The following is a 20,520-nucleotide window of genomic DNA, read 5'->3' as shown; positions in this document are numbered from 1 at the left end:
GGCTCTCACGCCCCTGCCTTGGCCGTACCGGCGTCCGGCCGCGCGTCCGCTTCCGCGTCTGCTTCCGCTGTCGCTTCCGCGGACTGGCGCTGTTCCGGTACGTCGGGCTGTTCGTCGTTCTCGTGGAATTCCAGTTGCGCCCGCTTGTTGGCGATGAGGCCCTCGGGGCGGAAGCGCATCAGCAGGATGAGGGCGATGCCGAAGCCGAGGAGCTGGTAGTCCTGGAGGAACTGCAGCTTGGCGGGGATGAGGAAGAGCAGCGCGGAGCCGACGATGGGGCCGCTGATCGTGCCCATGCCGCCGAGGATGACGGCCGCGAGCAGGAAGGCGGAGTTGGGCGGGACGGGGCCGGCGAACACGTAGTTCTCCGGGACCACCGTGGTGTTGACGTGCGCCTGCACCGTGCCCGCGAGGCCGGCCAGGGCGGCGCCGAGGGCGAAGGCGACGAGCTTCACGCGGAAGCCGTTGATGCCCATGGCGGTGGCGGCGGTCTCGTCCTCGCGGATCGCGACCCAGGCGCGGCCGATGCGGCTGTTGCCGGCGCGGGCGAAGACGATGACGACCAGCGCCATGACCAGGATCATGAGCAGGTAGTAGTTGGCGTAGGCGCCGAGTTCGACCCCGAGGACGGTGTGGGACTCGCCGAAGTTGAAGCCGAAGAACTCGAGCTGCGGGATGTTCGGGATGCCGTTGGGGCCGTTGGTGATCTGCGGGCCGGAGGTGCCGTCGAGGTTGCCCATGGCGATGCGGAAGATCTCTCCGAAGCCGAGGGTCACGATGGCGAGGTAGTCGCCGCGCAGGCGCAGGGTCGGGGCGCCGATGACGACGCCGAAGACCAGCGAGGCGGCCATGCCCGTGAGGGCCGCTGCCCAGAAGGGGAACTGGATGTCGAAGGCCGAGGAGGTGGCGCCGGAGACCAGGGCGGCGGTGTAGGCGCCGACGCCGAGGAAGGCGACGTAGCCGAGGTCGAGCAGGCCGGCGAGGCCGACGACGATGTTCAGGCCGAGGGCGACGGTCGCGAAGATGAGGATGTTGACCGCGATGAGGGTGTACGTGTCGCCGCTCTGCTGGATGAAGGGGAAGGCGATGGCGGCGAAGAGGCTCGCGGTGACCGTGACCTGGCGGTTGCGGGCGGTGATCCGTGCGAGTCGGGCGCTGAGGCCGGACTTGATGAGCGCGGTGGCGGAGAAGCCGACCAGGATCAGGTACGCGATGAAGAGCTGCGGCTCGGAGTCCTCGGTGTCGATGCCGAAGGTGACCACGTAGAGGCCGAGGGCGAAGACGGCGACGATGATGAGGATCTCGGCCCAGGAGGACAGCTCCTTGGCGGGGGCCGCCTTGCGGGTGTCGTCGGGCAGCTTGTACGCGGCGACGGCCGGGACGGCGGCGGCGAGTACGGCGATGCCGGCACCGGGCTCCAGGTCCACCAGGGCGCCCAGCTCGACGATGATCGAGAGTGCGGTGAACAGGGTGGTGGCGAAGGTGCCCAGGGCCATGATCCACAGCGGCCGGCGGGCGCCGGTCGGGGTGAGCCAGCCGAGGCCCTTGATCCCGAGTGCGGAGAGCGCGAGGGCGCCGGTGAGCACGGCTCCGACGAGCGTGAGCATCTGGAGCGGGGCGGGGTAGCCGTAGACCGTGAGGTTGCCCGGGAAGAGGGTGGTCCAGGTCCAGGCGAGGAAGGTGCTGGCGGCGGCCGCGGCGGAGCCGGCGACGATCGTCCAGAGCAGGCCCGCCGGCTTGGCGGCGGCCGGGGTCTTGGTGAGGTTGTCGGTCATGGTGCTCACGCCCTGTCCGCGACGCGCTCGCCGAGCAGGCCCTGGGGCCGCACGAGGAGGACGACAATGAGGAGGACGAAGGCCCACACGTTGGACCAGGCACCGCCGCCGAGCTGCTGCATGCCGGGGATTTCCTCGATGTAGGCGATCGAGAGGGATTCGGCGATGCCGAGGACCACGCCGCCGATCATGGCGCCGTAGATGTTGCCGATGCCGCCGAGGACGGCCGCGGTGAATGCCTTGAGGCCGAGGACGAAGCCCATCTCGAAGTTGATCTGGCCCTTGTCCACGCCGTAGGCGACGGCGGCGACGGCGGCGAACGCGGCACCGATGGCGAAGGCCATGACGATGATGCGGTCGGTGTTGATGCCCATCAGCTTCGCGGTGTCCGGGTCCTGTGCGGTGGCCTGCATGGCGCGGCCGCTGCGGCTCTTCGAGACGAAGAGGCCGAGGGCGAGCATGCACAGGGGGGCGAGGGCGAGCACGAAGGCGTCGGCGCGCTGGATCTGGAGGCTTTCGGTGATCTGGTAGGCATCACCCTGGAACTCGGGGAAGCTGACGGCCTTCTTGGCGTCCGGGTAGAACTGCCACACGAGCTGCTGGAGCGCGATGGACAGGCCGATCGCGGTGATGAGGGGGGCGAGTCGCGGGGCGTTCCGCAGGGGGCGGTAGGCGAAGCGCTCGGCGGCGGTGGCGACGGCCACGGAGGCGATCGCGCCACCGACGATCATGAGCGGTATCGCCACCAGCAGGGACGTTCCGCTCGGCAGAGCGGTGTAGGTGGTGAGGGCACCGAAGCCCCCGATCATGAAGATCTCGCCGTGGGCGAAGTTGATGAGCTGGACGATGCCGTAGACCATGGTGTACCCGATGGCGATGAGGCCATAGAGGGCACCGAGGGCCAGGCCGTTGGCCAGCTGTTGCGGCAGTTCGTGCACCGCAGGCCTCCGATGAGCTTGTCGGATAAGACTCCGCGCGAGGGCGCTGTTTGCGCCCTCGCGCGGCTTGGTTCAGGTCGTGCGGGGCTCCCGGCGCCGGGGCACGTGGCGTGGCGCCGGGGCGGGTTCTACTGGTTGAAGGTGTCGCTCTTGACGTCGATCCACTTGCCGCCCTGGACCTTGTAGACCGTGAGCTGCTTGTTGGTGGTGTCGCCGTACTCGTCGAAGGAGACCTTGCCGGTCACACCGTCGAAGGAGACCTTGCCCAGGGCCTCGGTGACCTTGGCGCGGGCGTCGGACGGCAGCTTGCCGCCGTTGGCGTCGACGACGGCCTTGACGGCCTGGATGATCGCCCAGCCGGCGTCGTAGGAGTAGCCGCCGTAGGCCGCGTAGGGGTCCTTGTAGCCGGCCGCGTTGTAGTCCGCGATGAACTTCTTGGCGGTGGGGAGCTTCTCGACCGGGTAGCCGATGGAGGTGGCCAGGTCGCCGTCGTTGGCCTCGGCGGAGGCGCTGATGAAGGCCGGGTCGTAGATGCCGTCGCCGCCCATGACGGGGACCTTGGCGCCGGTCTTCTTGATCTGGTCGGAGAGCAGGCCGCCCTCGGGGTACTGGCCGCCGAAGTAGACGGAGTCGGCGCCGGATGCCTTCACCTTGTCGGCGGTGGAGGAGAAGTCGGTCTCCTTCACGGTGACGTGGTCGGTGCCGACGACCTGGCCGCCGAGGCGCTTGAACTCGTCGGAGAAGATCGCCGCGAGGCCGGCGCCGTAGGTCTGCTTGTCGTCGACGACGAAGACCTTCTTCTTGCCCGCGTCCTTGAACAGGTACTGGGCGGCGAACTTGCCCTGGACCACGTCGGTGGCGGCGGTGCGGAAGTAGGTCTTGAAGGGGCGCTTGAACTCGCCCTTGCCCCAGTTGTCGCCCTGGGAGAGGGACGGGTTGGTGTTGGCGGGGGAGACCTGCGCCAGGTTGGCGGCGGCGAAGACGCCCTGCATCTGCTGGGAGACGCCGGAGTTCAGCGGGCCGACGACGCCGAGGACGTCCTTGTTGCCGACCAGTTTGGTGGCGTTGGCCTGGCCGGAGGCCGGGACGGCCTGGTCGTCGAGGGCCTCGATCTTGAAGGTGACGCCGGGGACGACCTTGTCCTTGTTGGCGGTCTGGACCGCCAGGTCCACGGAGTTCTTGATGCCCTGGCCCAGGGCGGAAAGCGAACCGGTGAGAGGGGCGTCCACGCCGATCACCACGGTCGTGGTGCCGCCGGCGTTGTCGCCGCCACCCTTGCCCTCGTCACGCGAACCGCAGGCGGTGAGGGTGAGCGCTCCTGTGGTGAGGACGCTGGTCAGGATGAGCAAAGAACGGTGTCGCACGAAGATTCCTTTCCCTGGCGCGGCCCCCTCGAGCTGAGGCGGTGCCGTGAAGCGTGTAGCTAGAGGTGCCGTTTTCGATGCCGGGCCGTACGTGGTCGAGCAGGCCGTGCAGAGAGGGCGCCCGGCGGCGCGGTGACTGGCCGTGACTCTAGGCGCAGGTGGGGAAGGTCGGGGAGCGCCGAGGTGATGATGTGACTGTCTTGTTATGCCGACGGGGGGAACCGGTGTGCGGGCCGGGGGCAAACTCGGGCACATCGGTCCGTAGCGCAGTGTTCACATAGTGAGAACGCGCAGTTCCGCTAAGGGGCTTGAGCGGATCTTGCTCCTGACGGGCCGCTCGGAGGGCTCTCCGGATATCGGACACTCGCCCCGGTGCCAGCGGACGAACGGGTAGAGCGGGGCGCTCCGCTTCCGGCGCCTTTCCGGACGCCGCCGATGTCACGCAGAGTTACGGCGCGGTTGGCCGAGACCCGCTGGTCGGGACACCCTGTCCGCTGGGCGGTCGCCAGTTCTCCGAACTGCCCGTCGCGCCCTTCGCCGCCTCGCACCGCCGGCGCGTCTCCCGGTCGGTCAGTGCGAAGGCCGACGCACGGCCGGCCCGGCGCTCCTCGGCCCGCGCCGCGACGAGCACCTCGTCATGGAGCGCGTACTGCTCGTTCGACAGGCCCTTCTGCTCCCAGTCGAGCCCGGCCCAGACGCTTCCCTCGAGCGCCTCTTTCACCCAGTACGACACCAGACTTGTGCAGATGTCCGCCGGGGTGCTCGCCCGCGGCGCCGGATCCCGGGGCGCCCGGTCGCATCCGGTTCCGAGGGCCAGAACGCAGCCGGCCAGGGCCGCGGCGAGCGCGGCCCCGGCCGAGGCGAACGGCGTGCGGATCAAGGGAGTTGGACGTACGGCTTCAGGAAGTCGCGCGCACCCGGAGTGTCCAGCCGGTACACCACATTGGTGGCGTAGCAGGGGCCGTCGCCGGTGATGGTGGTCGCCACCAGGGTGAGCCGGCCGCCCAGCGTGGCGAAGTTCGGGCCGCCCGAATCGCCGTAGCAGGCACCGCCGTTGCCCTGCGGCGCCGTCATGGCGAGACGGACCCAGGCGTCGTTCAGCGCGTTGAAGGAGACCGGCGCCTTCATGCGCACCCCGCCGCCCGGGTGGGTGTGACCGCCCGGTCCGCGCCGCGCCTCCTGGGTGCCGTAACCGGCGACGAGGAAGTCGGTGTCGTTCAGCCCCTGCGGGCCCAGCGCGCCGAGCGCCCCGGCCTTCGGCAGGGCGGCCGGCGTGAAGGTCCAGCGCTTCTTGATCTCGGCCGCGGGCAGTTCGACCACCGCTATGTCGTGGTCGTCGGAGGCCGGCCCCGGGTACGCGGGGTGACTGACCGCCCGCCCCTCGACCGCCACGGCGCGGGCGACGGCCGCCGGGTCGCCGGGGTGCTCGGCGGCGGCCCGGTCGAGCCCGCCCTGCACGTCCTGGTCGAGGGAGACGTAGAAACGCACGTTCTCCGGCCAGTCGGTGGTGCAGTGCGCCGCGGTGAGGAAGGTGTCCGCGTCGATCATGGTGCCGGAGCAGACCCAGTCCACCCGGTCGGGCGTGGCGGGGTCGCCGTCGTTGTCCCAGGTCGCGACCAGGGCGCCGACCTCGGTGCGCTCGGGCGCGGGAGCGGCGTTGTACGAGTTGATCGCCGCGGACGGGATCGCGGTGGCGATCACGGCGGCGCAGGCGGCGGCGGTCACGGCGGTGGCCATGGTGGTGGTGCGTACGGCGGTCAACAAGAGCCCCTCGGTGTGTGGTGGACCGGGTCATCTCCTGTGGGGGGAGGGTCGCCAGTGAACCGGCTGACGCGCCGGACGGCAAGGGGTCGTGGCCGCCGGGGAGTTGGAGCGACGAAGCCCCGGTACGGAAGGTCCGTACCGGGGCTCGGGCGGCTCGGGGCCGGGGCGGCCCGGGCTCGGGCGCCGGCTCAGGCTCAGGCGCCGGCTCAGGCTCCGGCGTCGGTGGCGGCCCCCTCGACACGGCCCGCCTCCGGCAGGTTGGCCGCGTCGCCCGCGCCGATCTCCCGGAGCATGCAGGTCAGCCGGGCCGAGCAGACCCGCTTGTCCTGCTCGTCGGTGATCACGATCTCGTACGTGGCGGTCGACCGGCCCCGGTGCACGGGCGTCGCGACCCCGGTCACCAGGCCGCTGCGCACGCCCCGGTGGTGGGTGCAGTTCAGGTCCACGCCCACGGCGATGCGGGACACCCCGCCGTGCAGCATCGAGCCGATCGACCCCAGGGTCTCGGCGAGCACCGCCGAGGCGCCGCCGTGCAGCAGCCCGTACGGCTGGGTGTTGCCCTCCACGGGCATGGTCCCGACCACCCGCTCCGCGGAGGCTTCCAGGATCTGCACACCCATCCGGTTCCCCAGGTGCCCGGCCGAGAAGAGGGCGGGCAGGTCCACGCCGAGCGAGGCGTACTCGTCGATGACCTCCTGCGGGAACTTCACATGCTGCTGCTCACCCATGGCCGGGGCTCCGTTCGTCGTCGTACGGCTGAACTGCCTGAGCAAACGCTTAGGTGAGGCGATTCTGTCATGCACCCCGAAGAGCCGTCCGGCAGAGGCCGTCCTTCGCGAAACGGGGCTCGTGGCACGGGGTGAGCCGGTAGGGGTGGGTCTGGGCGACGAAGAACTGCTCAGGCGCGGCGGGCACCGCCTCCGCGCGGAACGGCCCGGTGCCGTCCTGGATCACCACCTCGCCACGGGTCCCGGCCGCGCCAGCAGTCCGGCGGCGATCAGCAGCAGCCCCCGGACCATCACCCGCGCCCGGCCCCGCCGGGACGGCGGGACGGGCGACCCGGGGGCGATCCGCTCCAGCGCGAGCTCCGCCAGGGACGGGCCCGCGGGGTGCGGGGGCGCGGGCGGCGCGGGGGCCGTCGGCGGGTCGGGTGGCGCCGGCGGGGTGGCCGGGGCGGCGGGTGGCGTGTCCGACGCGTGCGCGGGCGCGGCCGATGAGGGGCGCGAGGGAAGCGGGGGAGACGTGGGGGCGTGCGGGGCAGGCGCGGCGTGCGGGGCGGGCGGCGGATTCCGGGGAGCCGGCGGGGTCTGATCCGGCGGATCACCCGGAGCCTGCGGGTTCCGCTCCCCAGGATTCCGGGGAGCCGGTGGGCTCTGGTCCGGCGGCTGTCCGCCGGCGGGCGGAGTGGACAAGGCAGCCCCCGTGGTGTCCTCGGCCGACGGCCGGTGCCGCGGCGCGGGAGTGGAGGGTACCCACCCCTCCGCGCTCCCGGGCAGTGCGGAACCGGCCACCGTCTTTCGACGGCCGGCTCAGCCCTCCGCGGGCCGCGGGACCAGCCGCACGATCACCGACTTGCTCGCGGGCGTGTTGCTGACGTCCGCCGTCGACTCCAGCGGCACCAGCACGTTCGTCTCCGGGTAGTACGCCGCCGCGCAGCCCCGGGCCGTCGGATAGTGCACCACCCGGAAGCCGGGCGCCCGCCGCTCGCTGCCGTCCGTCCACTCGCTCACCAGATCCGCGTACGCCCCGTCCGCGAAGCCGAGCGCCGCCGCGTCCTCGGGGTGCACCAGGACCACCCGGCGGCCGCCCGTGATGCCCCGGTAGCGGTCGTCCAGACCGTAGATCGTGGTGTTGTACTGGTCGTGCGAGCGCAGGGTCTGCAACAGCAGTCGCCCCTCCGGCACCCTCGGGTACTCGACCGGCGCCGCCGTGAAGTTCGCCTTCCCGGTCTTCGTGGGGAAGCGGCGCTCGTCGCGCGGGGCGTGCGGCAGCGCGAAACCGCCCGGGTTCGCCGCGAGCCGCGCGTTGAAGTCCTCGAAACCGGGGACCACCCGCGCGATGCGGTCGCGGATCCGCGCGTAGTCCGCCTCGAACTCCTCCCACGGCGTCGCCGACCCCTCGCCGAGGACCGCCCGCGCCATCCGCGCCACGATCGCCGGCTCGGACAGCAGATGCGGGCTCGCCGGCGGCAGGTTGCCGCGCGAGGCGTGCACCAGACCCATCGAGTCCTCGACCGTGACGACCTGCCGGCCGCTCTTCTGCACGTCCTTGTCCGTGCGGCCCAGCGTCGGCAGGATCAGCGCGCGCCTGCCGGTCACCGCGTGCGAGCGGTTCAGCTTCGTCGACACGTGGACGGTCAGGCGCGCGGAGCGCATCGCCGCCTCGGTGACCTCCGTGTCCGGGGTCGCCCCGACGAAATTGCCGCCCATCGCGAAGAACACCTTCGCCTCGCCGTCGCGCAGCGCCTGGATGGACCGCACCACGTCGAAGCCGTGGTGGCGCGGCGAGACGATCCCGAACTCCTTGTCGAGGGCGTCCAGGAAGGCCGGCGCCGGCCGCTCGAAGATCCCCATCGTCCGGTCGCCCTGCACATTGGAGTGCCCGCGCACCGGGCACACCCCGGCGCCCGGCCGGCCCACGGCGCCCCGCAGCAGGAGCAGGTTGACCACCTCGCGGATGGTCGGCACGGAGTGCTTGTGCTGGGTCAGGCCCATCGCCCAGCAGACGATCGTCCGCTCCGAGGCCAGGACCATCTCCAGGGCCTTCTCGATCTCGGCGCGGGTCAGCCCGGTCGCGGCGAGCGTCTCGTCCCAGTCGGCCTCGCGGGCCGCCGCCGCGAACTCCTCGAACCCGTGCGTGTACGCGGCGACGAACTCCTCGTCCACCGCGCCCGGCGTCTCCAGGACCAGCCGGCCCAGCAACCGGAACAGGGCCTGGTCACCGCCGATGCGGATCTGCAGGAAGAGATCGGTGAGCGCCGCGCCCTTCAGCAAGCCCTGCGCCGTCTGCGGGTTCTTGAACCGCTCCAGACCCGCCTCCGGCAGCGGGTTCACCGAGATGATCCGCGCCCCCGCCGCCTTCGCCTTCTCCAGCGCCGACAGCATCCGCGGATGGTTCGTGCCCGGGTTCTGCCCCGCGACCACGATCAGGTCCGCGCGGTGCAGGTCCTCCAGGGACACACTGCCCTTGCCGACGCCGAGCGTCTCCGTGAGCGCCGAGCCCGAGGACTCGTGGCACATGTTGGAGCAGTCGGGCAGATTGTTGGTTCCGAACTCGCGGGCGAACAACTGGAGCAGGAACGCGGCCTCGTTGCTCGTACGGCCCGAGGTGTAGAAGAGGGCCTCGTCGGGGGAGGAGAGCGCCGTCAGCTCCTCCGCGATGATCGCGAACGCCCGCTCCCAGCTCACCGGCTCGTACCGCTCGGCGCCCTCCGGCAGATACATCGGATGCGTGATCCGGCCCTGCTGGCCCAGCCAGTAGCCACTGCGCGTCGCCAGGTCCGCGACCGGGTGCGCGGCGAAGAACTCCGGCGTCACCCGGCGCAGCGTCGCCTCCTCGGCGACCGCCTTCGCCCCGTTCTCGCAGAACTCCGCCACATGCCGCTTGTCCGCCTCCGGCCAGGCGCAGCCCGGGCAGTCGAAGCCGTCCTTCTGGTTGACCTTGAGCAGGGTCCGCGCGGTCCGCCGCACCCCCATCTGCTCGTGCGCCATCCTCAGCGTGTGCGCGACGGCGGGCAGCCCGGCGGCCGCGTGCTGCGGCGCCGCGACCCGCGGCGCGTCCTGGACCGGGTCGCCGACCGGCGGCTTGCTGACCATCGCGCTCTCCTTTGAGCGATGAAGGACTCGTACGTCTCCGATCCTGTCACGCGGCACCGACAACGGACCACGCACGGCCCGTGCACGGCCGGTCACCCCCGGCCGAGTGGACGGGAATGTCAGTGGCGCGTGGCAGGATCGTCCCGTGGCCGAGACAGCAGCGAAGAAGACCGATATGACCGAAGAGAACCGCCCGCGCCTGCTCCTCATGGACGGGCACTCCCTGGCGTACCGGGCGTTCTTCGCACTGCCCGCGGAGAACTTCACCACCGCGACCGGGCAGCCGACGAACGCGATCTACGGTTTCGCGTCCATGCTGGCGAACACGCTCCGCGACGAGGCGCCCACGCACTTCGCCGTCGCGTTCGACGTGTCCCGCAAGACCTGGCGCTCCGAGGAGTTCCCCGAGTACAAGGCGAACCGCTCCAAGACCCCCGACGAGTTCAAGGGGCAGGTCGAGCTGATCGGCGAGCTCCTCGACGCCATGCACGCCCCCCGCTTCGCCGTCGACGGGTACGAGGCGGACGACGTCATCGCCACCCTCGCCACCCAGGCCGAGGCCGAGGGCTTCGAGGTCCTGATCGTCACCGGCGACCGGGACTCCTTCCAGTTGGTCAGCGACCACACCACCGTGCTCTACCCCACCAAGGGCGTCTCCGAGCTGACCCGCTTCACCCCGGAGAAGGTCCAGGAGAAGTACGGGCTCTCGCCGTCCCAGTACCCGGACTTCGCCGCCCTGCGCGGCGACCCGTCGGACAACCTGCCCGGCATCCCCGGCGTCGGAGAGAAGACCGCCGCGAAGTGGATCAACCAGTTCGGCTCCTTCGCGGAACTGGTGGAGCGCGCCGAGGAAGTCAAGGGCAAGGCAGGCCAGAACCTCCGTGACCATCTGGAGTCGGTGAAGCTGAACCGCCGCCTCACCGAGATGGTCCGCGACGTCGAGCTGCCGAAGACCGTCGCCGACCTCGCCCGCGAGCCGTACGACCGCACGGCCGTCGCCCTCGTCCTCGACACCCTGGAGATCCGCAACCCCTCGCTGCGCGAGCGGCTCCTCGCCGTCGACCCCGGCGCCGCGGAGGAGACCGCCCCCGCCCCGGCTCCCGGTGTCGCCCTCGACTTCACCGTCCTCGGCTCCGGCGAGCTCGCCGGCTGGCTCGCCGAGCACGGCGGGCGGCCGCTCGGCGTCGCCACCCTCGAAAGCTGGGCGCTCGGCACCGGCAGCGTCGCCGAGATCGCCCTCGCGTCCGGCGACGGCGCCGCCGCCTGGTTCGACCCCGCCGAGCTCGACGAGGCGGACGAGCGGGCCTGGGCCGCCTGGATCTCCGACCCGGAGCGGCCGAAGGTCCTGCACAACGCCAAGAGCGCCATGCGGGTCTTCCCCGAGCACGGCTGGAGCGTCGCCGGCGTCACCATGGACACCGCGCTCGCCGCCTACCTGGTCAAGCCCGGCCGCCGCTCCTTCGCCCTGGACGCGCTCTCCGTCGAGTACCTGGGCCGCGAGCTCGCCCCCGCCGCGGCCGCCGACGGCCAGCTCGCCTTCGGCGCCGAGGACACCGCGGAGGCCGAGGCCCTGATGAGCCAGGCCCGCGCCGTCCTCGACCTCGGCACCGCCTTCGAGGAGAAGCTCGCCGAGGTCGGCGCGAAGGACCTCCTCCACGAGGTCGAGCTGCCCACCTCCGCGCTCCTCGCCCGCCTGGAGCGGCACGGCATCGCCGCCGACCGCGACCACCTGGAGGCCCTGGAGCAGCAGTTCGCGGGCGCCGTGCAGCAGGCCGTGAAGGAGGCCCACGCCTCCGTCGGCCACGAGTTCAACCTCGGCTCGCCCAAGCAGCTCCAGGAGGTCTTCTTCGGCGAGCTCAACCTGCCGAAGACGAAGAAGACCAAGACCGGTTACACCACGGACGCCGACGCGCTCGCCTGGCTGGCCGCCCAGACCGAGCACGAGCTCCCGGTGATCATGCTCCGGCACCGCGAGCAGGCCCGGCTGCGCTCCACCGTCGAGGGCCTGATCAAGACCATCGCCGCCGACGGCCGCATCCACACCACCTTCAGCCAGACCGTCGCCGCCACCGGCCGGCTGTCCTCCACCGACCCCAACCTGCAGAACGTGCCGGTGCGCACCGACGAGGGCCGCGCCATCCGCCACGGCTTCGTCGTCGGCGAGGGCTTCGAGGCCCTGATGACCGCCGACTACAGCCAGATCGAGCTGCGCGTGATGGCCCACCTCTCCGAGGACGAGGGCCTGATCGAGGCGTTCACCTCCGGCGAGGACCTGCACACCACGGTCGCCTCACAGGTCTTCGACGTCGAGCGGTCCGCCGTCGACGCCGAGATGCGCCGCAAGATCAAGGCCATGTCGTACGGCCTGGCGTACGGGCTCTCCGCCTTCGGCCTCTCCCAGCAACTGGGCATCGAGCCGGCCGAGGCACGCGGACTGATGGACACCTACTTCGAGCGCTTCGGCGGCGTGCGCGACTATCTGCGCCGGGTCGTCGACGAGGCCCGCGCCACCGGCTACACCGAGACGATGCTCGGCCGCCGCCGCTACCTCCCGGACCTCAACAGCGACAACCGCCAGCGCCGCGAGGCCGCCGAGCGGATGGCGCTCAACGCCCCGATCCAGGGCACGGCCGCGGACATCGTCAAGGTCGCCATGCTGCGGGTCGACCGCGCCCTGACCGAGGCCGGTCTCGCCTCCCGGATGCTGCTCCAGGTCCACGACGAAATCGTCCTGGAGCTCGCCCCCGGCGAGCGCGACCGGGTCGAGGCCCTCGTCCGCGAACAGATGGCCCACGCCGCCGACCTGCGCGCCCCGCTGGACGTCTCGGTCGGCGTCGGCCCGAACTGGGACTCGGCGGCGCACTGAGCCACACCCCTGCCGGGCCCAGGAGCCCTGGGCCCGGCAGGGGGGGTGCGGCTTCACCCCGGCGGACGGGATCAGCGTGAGCCCGTACGGGACCGTTCCGGCTCACGCCCCGCCACCGGGCCCTGCCGACGGCCCTCTCCCGGTCCGGGCCCCGACCGGAGCGCCCGCACCCGCATCCCCGCCCCGTACAGCACCACCCCGAGGAAGAGCCCCGAGCCGGCCCCGAAGCAGAACGTCGGGATGACGTCCAGGGGCGAGTCGATCCGGCCCCAGTACGCGTACCAGCGCAGCACGCGGTGCGCCGCGGCCGCCAGGACGCACGCCCCGATCACCCCGGCCGCCAGCAGGAGCCCGCGCCGGTCGAGGACCGGGACCTCCGTCGGCGCGGGCTCCTCCGCGGGCGCCGCACGCAGGGCCCGTACGGTGAACCAGCCGAGCAGCAGCAGAGCGAGCGCCGAACCCCCGTACTGCGCGTACAGATAGACGGGCATACCGCCCACCACCTCACCGAGGACCGGGATCAACCGGGTGCCCCAGCGGTCGAGATGGGTGAAGGCGTCCCACACGACGTGCGTCATCGCCCCGAGCGCCGCCGAGACGGCGAACCAGACGGCCAGGGACACCGGCCGCCGCTCCCGCCACGGCCGGCCGCGGACGAACGCGTACACCCGGCCGCGCAGGCGCCGCGGCAGCAGCGCCACCAGCGGCTCACGCACCATCAGCCACAGGGCCACCAGCGCCGCCGTGACGAGCACGTCGACGGTGACGACCCCGAGGAAGGAGTGCGTCACGTCTCCGAAGAACATCGCGTCGGGCACGGCGGTGGCCGCGAAATAGGTCATGTCGGGCGAGAAGGAGCCGGCGACCAGCGCCGATGCCACCAAGGGCCCCCGGGCGGTCCCGTCCCTGCGGAGGGCGGGCAGCACGGCGGCGGCATGGCTGAGCGTGAACGGCACGGAAAATCCCCCTCGTCCGATGTGGTCCCAGTATTCAGGACGACCCCGTGTCGAACGCGCGAGCGGCCAAGTGGTGACGAAACCGTGAAACACGGTCAGGGCCCGGTGTTCGCGGGTCCGGAGTTGGCATAGGGTCGGCAGGTCGGACCCGCGCGGGGAGCGCGGAAGCGGGACACGGGGAGGAACCACACGTATGGCAGCGCACTTGGGCCGTCGGCTGCGCAGGGGAGCCACCAGCGGCGCGGTCGTGGCCGCCGCGGTCGCGGCGCTCGCCGCCTCGCAGGGGCCGGGCTCGATCCCGCCGCCCACGGACAACGCCGGTGGCGACCTGCCGATCGGCGCGGGCGACACGACCACGCCCCCGGACGGCTCGGGCCCCGGCGACTCGTCGTACTACACCGAGCTGCCCCCGCTGAACACGCCCAACAAGCCGGGCGCTCCCGCCGATCCGCCGCTCATCACCGGCCCCGCCCAGGCCGGCATACCCGCGACCGTCCTCGCCGCCTACCAGCGCGCCGAGCAGTCGATCCGCTCCACCGACCCCTCGTGCAACCTGCCCTGGCAGCTCCTCGCCGGCATCGGCAAGGTCGAGTCCGGGCAGGCGCGCGGCGGTGCGGTCGACGCCAACGGCACCACCACCTCGGCGATCCTCGGCCCCGCCCTCAACGGTGTGGGCTTCGCCAACATCTCGGACACCGACGACGGCGCCTACGACGGCGACAAGGTCCACGACCGCGCGGTGGGCCCGATGCAGTTCATCCCGTCCACCTGGGCCACCTGGGGCCAGGACGCCAACGGCGACGGGAAGAAGGACCCGAACAACATCTACGACGCGGCCCAGGCCGCCGGCCTCTACCTCTGCGCCAACGACCGCAACCTCGCCGTCAAGGCCGACCTGGACCGGGCGATCCTCAGCTACAACCGCTCGCGGGAGTACCTGAACACGGTCCTGTCCTGGTTCGAGTACTACAAGCGCGGCACCCACCAGGTGCCCGACGGCACGGGCGTGCTCCCCGGCGCGCGCAACGACGACCGGGTCACCACCCCCGGCCGGACCACCCCGCCCGCGACGACGCCCGCCAAGCCGACGCCGACGCCCACGCCCACGCCGAAGCCGACGCCTTCCAAGCCCGTCACCCCGAAGCCGACCGACCCGCCGACCACCTCCCCGGCCGCCAAGGTCGTACGGATCGAGAAGACCGGCTCCGGCACGCTCACCGCCACCGCCGGCGGCACCTTCGCCACCCGGCCCACGGTCCTGGCCGTCGACCTCGCCGGCAAGCCGGTCGCCGGCGTCCAGGTCCGCTTCCGGATCACGGGCGACACCGACGCCCGCTTCGGCATCGGCGCGCGGGAGATCACCGCCACCACCGGCAGCACCGGCAAGGCCGCCGCGCCGAGCATCAAGGCCGGCGAGCGGACCGGCGGATTCACCGTCGGCGTCACCGTGGTGGGCCGCAGCCTGAACGCGGTCTCGTTCGCCGCGACCGTGACCGAGCGGGCCGCCGACACGCTCACCCGCCTCGACGCCAAGGAGCCGGCGGCCACCACCGGCGCCCAGTTCGCCGACCGGGTCCGGGTGAAGGCCACCCACGGCGGGGCGGCCGCCGCCGGCGTCGCCCTCACCGCCACCTTCGTCACCTCGGCGGACGGCTCGCAGACCGCCACCGACGGCCCCTTCTTCAAGACCGCCGACGGCACCGCCGTCCGCACCCTCACCGGCCTGAAGACGGACGCCGACGGGTTCCTCACCCTGCCCGCGATGTACGCGGGCGAGAAGACCGGCACCTTCCTGCTGCGTCTGACCGCCCCCGGCGGCGGCACGGTGACCGTCCAGCTCAAGGTCACCGCCCCGGCCCCCGAGCCGACCCCGACCCCGACGCCGTCCCCGGACTCCTCGTCCTCGCCGTCTCCGTCGCCCTCCACGAGCACGCCGGAGACCACCCCCTCCTCCTGACACCGGCGCCCCCGGTGTCCGACGCCGCCTCCGCGTCCCTCCCGGGACGCCGAGGCGGCGTCGCGCGTTCCGCGCGCGAGCTGTTCTCATCTCACGGCCGCGTTGCTACGGTGCCCCCGCCCTGACGACCTATCAGATCGAGCACCGGGAGGCCGACCATGCGCGCCCTTGCCGCCGCCGCCATCGGACTCGTCCCCGTCCTCCTGTTCATGCTGCTCGTCTCCCTGGTCGACCTCCCGCCGGACGGGCCCACCTCGCCCCAGCCGCTGCTGACCGCCGATCCCGGCCCCAAGAAGTGAGGGGCCGACCGATGCGCCGACGCGCCGGCCTCGTCCTGCTCTCCTTCGCCGTCTTCTTCGCCGCCATGGCCCCGACCCTGCGCTGGTACGCCTTCCCCCGTCTCGCGAAGATCCCGCCGAACCAGTACCAGGAGACCGTCCTGGAGGCGAAACCCGCCACCCTGCTCAACTACACGACCCTCAAGGCCGAGAAGGTCGAGAGACTCACGATCGTCCAGACCCTCAAGGGCAATGTGGAGGAGTCCCGGAAGATCGAGCGCGACGCCGGCCGGGACGTCGTCGTCTGGGACTCCCTCTCCTACGTCATCGGCCCCGACGGCACGATGGTCTCCAAGATCCCCGAGCGCTACATCTTCGACGCCCACACCCAGGACCCGGTCCACGCCACCGGCGAGATGGTCGACGGCGACCCGGTCCGGCGCGAGGGCATCGAGTTCAAGTGGCCCTTCCTCACCGAGAAGCGGGACTACCAGTACTTCGACGCCCAGACCCGCACCTCCGCCCCCATCCACTACAAGGGCACCCGCACCTTCCGCGGCCTGGAGGTCTACTACTTCGAGCAGACCGTGCCCTGGACCAAGGTGCCCATGCCCAAGACCATGCCCGTCCAGGGCATCACCCCCGACGTCCTCGCCAAGACCGGACTCACCCGCTGGTACACCACCAAGCGCATGTTCTGGGTCGACCCCGTCACCGGCGCCCCCGTCAACGGCGAGGAGATCCACACGGAGGAGCTCCGCAACGCCCGGGCCCTCATGGGCCAGGACACCGTCACCGTCTTCGACGGCCACGTGAAGATGCGCGAGGACTACATCGCCCACATCGTCGAACTCGTCGAGTCCAACCGCCTGATGGTGCTGCTGCTCGTCTCATACCTCCCCTGGGGCTTCACCGCCCTCGCCCTGCTCCTGCTCGGCCTCTCCCTCTGGCTCGAAGCCCGCTCCCGCCGCCCCGCGGCCGCCCCACCCGTCACCGCTCCCGCCTGAGCCGGGCACTGGTGTGCCGGGTCGGCTCCGCCGTCGAAGGGTCCTCCGGCCACGGGTGCCTGGGATAGCGCCCCCGCAGCTCCGCCCGCACCGCGCGATAACCCTCCCGCCAGAACGAGGCCAGATCGGACGTCACCGCCGCCGGCCGCCCGGCGGGGGAGAGCAGATGCACCAGCACCGGAACCCCCGCCACCCGCGGTGTCTCCGCGAGCCCGAACATCTCCTGGAGCTTCACCGCGAGCACCGGCCGCTCCCCGCCGTACTCCACCCGGATCCGTGAACCGCTCGGCACCTCGATCCGCTCCGGCGCCAGCTCGTCGAGCCGCCCCGCCTCACCGGTCGCCCACGGCAGCAGCCGCCGCAGCCCCTCACCGGCGTCGATCCGGCCCAGATCCGCCCGCCGCCGCGCCCGGGACAGCTCCGGCTCCAGCCACTCCCCGGCCCGCCCGAGCAGCGCCTCCTCCGACACGTCCGGCCACGGCTCACCCCTCTCTCGGTGCAGAAACGCCAGACGTGCCCGCAGCTCCTCGGCCTCCCGGCTCCAGCGCAGCAGCCCGGTGCCCTCCCGGCGCAGCCCGTCGAGCAGCGCCTCCCGAACGAGGGCCGGATCGGCGTCCCGCAGCGGGCGGACCGTCAGCTCCACCGCCCCGAGCCGCTCCACCGACCGGGCCACCACGTCCCCGCCCTCCCAGCGGACCTCCTCGCCCGCCCGCAGCAGATGCCCCGCCGCCCGCCGGGCGACCCGCTCGTCCACCACGGCCGCCAGCCGCACCCGGGCCGTGGCGCTCTGCGCCGTACGGTCCGCCACCGCCACCGCCAGCCACGCGCCGGTCCCCAGCCGCGACCCCTCGGCCAGCCGGGCACCCGTACCGGACACCATCAGATAGCCGCCCAGCTCCCGGGCCCGCGCCACCCGCTCCGGGAAGGCGAGCGCCGTCACGAGCCCGGCCACCCCCTCCTCGCCGCCGGCCGCTCCCGCCGCCTCGACCGTCCCGGCACCCGCACCCGCATCCGCGCCCGGTCCCGCCCCGGAGGCCGCCGAGCGCTCCAGCCGCCGCGCCTCCGCCTTCCACCGCGCCGCGTACCCGTCGCCGCCCCGCCGCGCCTCACGCCAGGCCGCCGCCAGATCGTCCCCGTACTCCCGGGGCGGCTCCTCGCTCAGCAGCGCCACCACCTCGGCAGCCCGCCGGGCACCCACCTCGGCGGCCCCGTCGAGCAGCGCCCGCGCCAGCCGCGGGTGCAGCCCGAGCCGGGACATCCGCAGTCCCCGCTCCGTCGCCCTGCCGTCCGCGTCCACGGCACCGACCGCCGCCAGGACCTGCCCGGCGGCCGCCATCGCGCCGGCGGGAGGCGCGTCGAGCAGCGCAAGGCCGGCCGCCGTCGGATCGCCCCAGCACGCGACCCGCAGGGCGAAGTCCGCCAGGTCGGCGATCCGGATCTCGGGGGAGGGGAAACGGGCCCGGTTCCCGTCCTCCGCCTCGGACCAGCAGCGGTACACCGTGCCGTGGGCCTCACGGCCCGAGCGGCCCGCCCGCTGGGTCGCCGCCGCGATCGACACCGGCACCGTGGCCAGCGAGCCCAGCCCCCGCGCGTGATCCATCCGCGGCTCCCGGGCGAGCCCCGAGTCCACCACGATCCGCACGCCCGGCACCGTCAGGCTCGACTCCGCCACCGAGGTCGACAGGACCACCCGCCGCCGCCCGTCCGGCCCGGGCCCCCGCAGCACCGCGTCCTGCACCGCCGCCGGAGCCCGCCCGTGCAGCGACAGCACCTCGGCGTCCAGATCCGCCAGGAGCCCCGCCGTCCGCGCGATCTCCCCGGTGCCGGGCAGGAAGCACAGCACGTCGCCCTCGTGCCGCTCCATCGCGATCCGCACCGTCGCCGCCACATGGCGCAGCAGCGCCGGATCCACCCACGTGCCGTGCGCCGGCCGGATCCCGGCGGGCGGCGCCGCGTAGTGCACCGCGTACCCGTGCACCTCTCCCTCGGCCCACACGACGGGAGCGGGCCCGCTCCCGTCCAGGACCGTCAGGAGCTGCGCCCACGCCTCCGCGTCGCTCGTGGCCGACGCGGCGATCAGCTTCAGCTCGGGACGCAGCGTGGCCCGCACGTCCACCAGGAACGCCAGCGCCGTGTCGGCGTCCAGGTGCCGCTCGTGGCACTCGTCCAGCAGGACCACGTCCACCCCCGCGAGCTCCGGATCACGCTGGAGCCGCTGGAGCAGGACGCCCGTCGTCACCACCTCGACCCTGGTCGCGGGGCCGGCCCGCCGCTCGCCCCGCACGGAGAAGCCGACGGACCCGCCGACCTCCTCGCCGAGCAGCCACGCCATCCGCCGCGCCGCCGCGCGCACCGCCATCCGGCGCGGCTCGGCCACCAGCACCCGCCGCTCCGGCCCGTCCCCTATGAGTCCCGCGAGCGCGAGCGGGACCAGCGTGGTCTTGCCGGTCCCGGGCGGGGCGTACAGCACGGCCGTGCCGCGCTCGTCGAGCGCGGTCAGCAGCTCGGGGACGGCATGGCGGACGGGAAGGCGGTCGAGTGCGTCGTTTCGGATCACGCGGCAAGTCTCGTACGCCGGACCGACCCCGTGCGCCCCGTCATCCACAGGACCGCCGATTCATACGACTAACGGGATCGGACGCCTGTCCCCTATCTGTCGACGCGCTCGCACACGAAGATCGCCGTACCCGGGATCAGATTCCCCCGCAGCGGGGACCAGCCGCCCCACTCCTGGCTGTTCCACTCCGGCCACTCCGGCTCCACCAGGTCGAGCAGCCGGAAGCCGCCCGCCACCACGTCCCGCACCCGGTCGCCGATGGTCCGGTGGTGCTCGACGTACACCGCCCGCCCTTGCTCGTCCTGCTCGACGTACGGCGTGCGGTCGAAATAGGAGGCCGCGACCGAGAGCCCCTCGGGCCCCGGCTCGTCCGGGAACGCCCAGCGGATCGGGTGCGTCACCGAGAACACCCACCGGCCGCCCGGCCGCAGCACGCGGTGCACCTCGCGGAAGACCCGGACCGGATCCGCGACGAACGGCACCGCGCCGTACGCCGAGCAGGCCAGGTCGAACGAACCGTCCCGGAAGGGCAGCGCCCCCGCGTCCGCCTCCACCAGCGGCACGTCCCCGCCGATCCGCAGCGCGTGCTGGAGCTGCCGGTGCGAGAGGTCGAGGGCGACCGGCCGGGCGCCCTGGGCGGCCAGCCAGCGCGAGCACTGCGCCGCGCCCGCTCCGATCTCCAGGACGTCGAGACCCTTCAGCGAGCCGGCCGGTCCGAGCAGCCCGGCGTCCGCCTCGTCCAGGCCCTCCGGCCCCCAGACGAACCGGTCGTCGCCGAGGAACGCCCCGTGCTCGGTCTGGTACTCGTCGGCGTTGCGGTCCCACCAGCCCCGGCTGGCCCGGCTGCTCTCCGTTTCCCCCGCGTCACGCCGGGTCGCCTCCGCCTCTTCCCCGGGGCCGTCTTCCTGTCCGTAGTCTTGGTTCATCTCGCCCGTCGATGTAGTTTGCGCTCAGAGCCGCCGCGCGAGAGCGCGGGCGGTTTTCCGCGGCCAGGACGGCCTGGGGCGACACGAGTTGTGCCGGGTATGCGGCGATCCGCCCCCGGTGCGCGCTTCGCGCATTGACCCTGTCCGGCCGCCCCCGTATGCTAAAGGTTGCGCTGCGGGCCTGCGCGCCTCAGACGGAGCAGGCCGCGCTCGCACCTGTTGTATGTCCCCTCGGTTTTCGAGGCGTCCCCCGCTTTCGCGGGAAGGCGCTTCATTGGCTGTCCGGCTTCTTCAGTGCGATACGGGCTCACGGCGTA

The 20,520-nt window shown here is 72.6% G+C and carries 14 protein-coding genes; 4 read left to right on the top strand and 10 right to left on the bottom strand.

What is annotated here, in order from left to right:
- Positions 1–5: 5 nt before the first annotated feature.
- From ABZ135_RS05070 to ABZ135_RS05040, 7 genes are all read right to left on the bottom strand, one after another.
- Entirely contained in the window at positions 6–1,775 is a 1,770-nt protein-coding gene (locus ABZ135_RS05070) for a branched-chain amino acid ABC transporter permease (protein ID WP_356691919.1), read from the bottom strand.
- 5 nt (positions 1,776–1,780) lie between these two features.
- Positions 1,781–2,713: a branched-chain amino acid ABC transporter permease gene (locus tag ABZ135_RS05065; RefSeq protein ID WP_356691879.1), complete on the bottom strand. Its 933-nt coding sequence runs from the start codon at positions 2,711–2,713 to the stop codon at positions 1,781–1,783.
- Between the two features lie 128 nt (positions 2,714–2,841).
- Positions 2,842–4,077: a branched-chain amino acid ABC transporter substrate-binding protein gene (locus ABZ135_RS05060; RefSeq protein ID WP_356691877.1), complete on the bottom strand. Its 1,236-nt coding sequence runs from the start codon at positions 4,075–4,077 to the stop codon at positions 2,842–2,844.
- Positions 4,078–4,525: 448 nt separating this feature from the next.
- Positions 4,526–4,957: a hypothetical protein gene (locus ABZ135_RS05055; protein WP_356691875.1), complete on the bottom strand. Its 432-nt coding sequence runs from the start codon at positions 4,955–4,957 to the stop codon at positions 4,526–4,528.
- Positions 4,954–5,838: a trypsin-like serine protease gene (locus tag ABZ135_RS05050; RefSeq protein ID WP_356691873.1), complete on the bottom strand. Its 885-nt coding sequence runs from the start codon at positions 5,836–5,838 to the stop codon at positions 4,954–4,956. The genes ABZ135_RS05055 and ABZ135_RS05050 overlap by 4 nt, the downstream gene beginning before the upstream one ends.
- A 209-nt stretch (positions 5,839–6,047) precedes the next feature.
- On the bottom strand, positions 6,048–6,569 hold the full coding sequence (locus ABZ135_RS05045) for a hotdog fold thioesterase (protein ID WP_356691871.1): 522 nt from the start codon (positions 6,567–6,569) through the stop codon (positions 6,048–6,050).
- Between the two features lie 801 nt (positions 6,570–7,370).
- On the bottom strand, positions 7,371–9,656 hold the full coding sequence (locus tag ABZ135_RS05040; RefSeq protein WP_356691869.1) for an FdhF/YdeP family oxidoreductase: 2,286 nt from the start codon (positions 9,654–9,656) through the stop codon (positions 7,371–7,373).
- 145 nt (positions 9,657–9,801) lie between these two features.
- Between ABZ135_RS05040 and polA the strand changes: the two genes are divergently transcribed.
- Positions 9,802–12,522, top strand: a complete 2,721-nt coding sequence (polA, locus tag ABZ135_RS05035) for a DNA polymerase I (RefSeq protein WP_356691867.1) — start codon at positions 9,802–9,804, stop codon at positions 12,520–12,522.
- Between the two features lie 71 nt (positions 12,523–12,593).
- Here the strand turns inward: polA and ABZ135_RS05030 are convergent, their stop codons facing one another.
- Positions 12,594–13,478 carry a DUF4184 family protein gene (locus ABZ135_RS05030; protein WP_356691865.1) on the bottom strand — a complete coding sequence of 295 codons (885 nt, stop codon included), beginning with the start codon at positions 13,476–13,478 and terminating at the stop codon, positions 12,594–12,596.
- A gap of 193 nt (positions 13,479–13,671) precedes the next feature.
- On the opposite strand from ABZ135_RS05030, the gene ABZ135_RS05025 reads away from it, so the two are divergent.
- The 3 genes from ABZ135_RS05025 to ABZ135_RS05015 all read left to right on the top strand — a co-directional run bounded on the left by ABZ135_RS05025 (position 13,672) and on the right by ABZ135_RS05015 (position 16,720).
- Positions 13,672–15,435, top strand: a complete 1,764-nt coding sequence (locus ABZ135_RS05025) for a lytic murein transglycosylase (protein WP_356691863.1) — start codon at positions 13,672–13,674, stop codon at positions 15,433–15,435.
- Between the two features lie 158 nt (positions 15,436–15,593).
- Positions 15,594–15,734, top strand: a complete 141-nt coding sequence (locus tag ABZ135_RS05020; protein WP_356691861.1) for an SPW_0924 family protein — start codon at positions 15,594–15,596, stop codon at positions 15,732–15,734.
- A gap of 11 nt (positions 15,735–15,745) precedes the next feature.
- Complete coding sequence (locus tag ABZ135_RS05015) at positions 15,746–16,720, top strand: DUF3068 domain-containing protein (RefSeq protein WP_356691859.1); 975 nt, start codon at positions 15,746–15,748, stop codon at positions 16,718–16,720.
- On the opposite strand, the gene hrpB is transcribed toward ABZ135_RS05015, so the two are convergent.
- Both hrpB and ABZ135_RS05005 read right to left on the bottom strand, forming a co-directional pair.
- Positions 16,704–19,277, bottom strand: coding sequence for an ATP-dependent helicase HrpB (gene hrpB / locus ABZ135_RS05010; protein WP_356691857.1), 2,574 nt, complete (start codon positions 19,275–19,277; stop codon positions 16,704–16,706). The genes ABZ135_RS05015 and hrpB overlap by 17 nt on opposite strands.
- A gap of 92 nt (positions 19,278–19,369) precedes the next feature.
- Complete coding sequence (locus tag ABZ135_RS05005; protein WP_356691855.1) at positions 19,370–20,203, bottom strand: class I SAM-dependent methyltransferase; 834 nt, start codon at positions 20,201–20,203, stop codon at positions 19,370–19,372.
- Positions 20,204–20,520: the final 317 nt, after the last annotated feature.

Origin of the sequence: Streptomyces sp. NPDC006339 (genome assembly GCF_040612775.1) — a bacterium.
In the GTDB taxonomy this organism is placed as follows: Bacteria; Actinomycetota; Actinomycetes; order Streptomycetales; family Streptomycetaceae; genus Streptomyces.
The sequence above is the reverse complement of the archived record's forward strand: the minus strand, read 5'-3'. Positions and strand labels throughout refer to the sequence as shown.

What these genes read in the sequence shown, in the direction of transcription:
- ABZ135_RS05070 (WP_356691919.1), bottom strand. Translation starts at nt 1,775, where the DNA reads ATGACCGACAACCTCACCAAGACCCCGGCCGCCGCCAAGCCGGCGGGC.
- ABZ135_RS05045 (WP_356691871.1), bottom strand. Translation starts at nt 6,569, where the DNA reads ATGGGTGAGCAGCAGCATGTGAAGTTCCCGCAGGAGGTCATCGACGAG.
- ABZ135_RS05040 (WP_356691869.1), bottom strand. Translation starts at nt 9,656, where the DNA reads ATGGTCAGCAAGCCGCCGGTCGGCGACCCGGTCCAGGACGCGCCGCGG.
- ABZ135_RS05025 (WP_356691863.1), top strand. Translation starts at nt 13,672, where the DNA reads ATGGCAGCGCACTTGGGCCGTCGGCTGCGCAGGGGAGCCACCAGCGGC.
- ABZ135_RS05020 (WP_356691861.1), top strand. Translation starts at nt 15,594, where the DNA reads ATGCGCGCCCTTGCCGCCGCCGCCATCGGACTCGTCCCCGTCCTCCTG.
- ABZ135_RS05015 (WP_356691859.1), top strand. Translation starts at nt 15,746, where the DNA reads ATGCGCCGACGCGCCGGCCTCGTCCTGCTCTCCTTCGCCGTCTTCTTC.
- ABZ135_RS05005 (WP_356691855.1), bottom strand. Translation starts at nt 20,203, where the DNA reads ATGAACCAAGACTACGGACAGGAAGACGGCCCCGGGGAAGAGGCGGAG.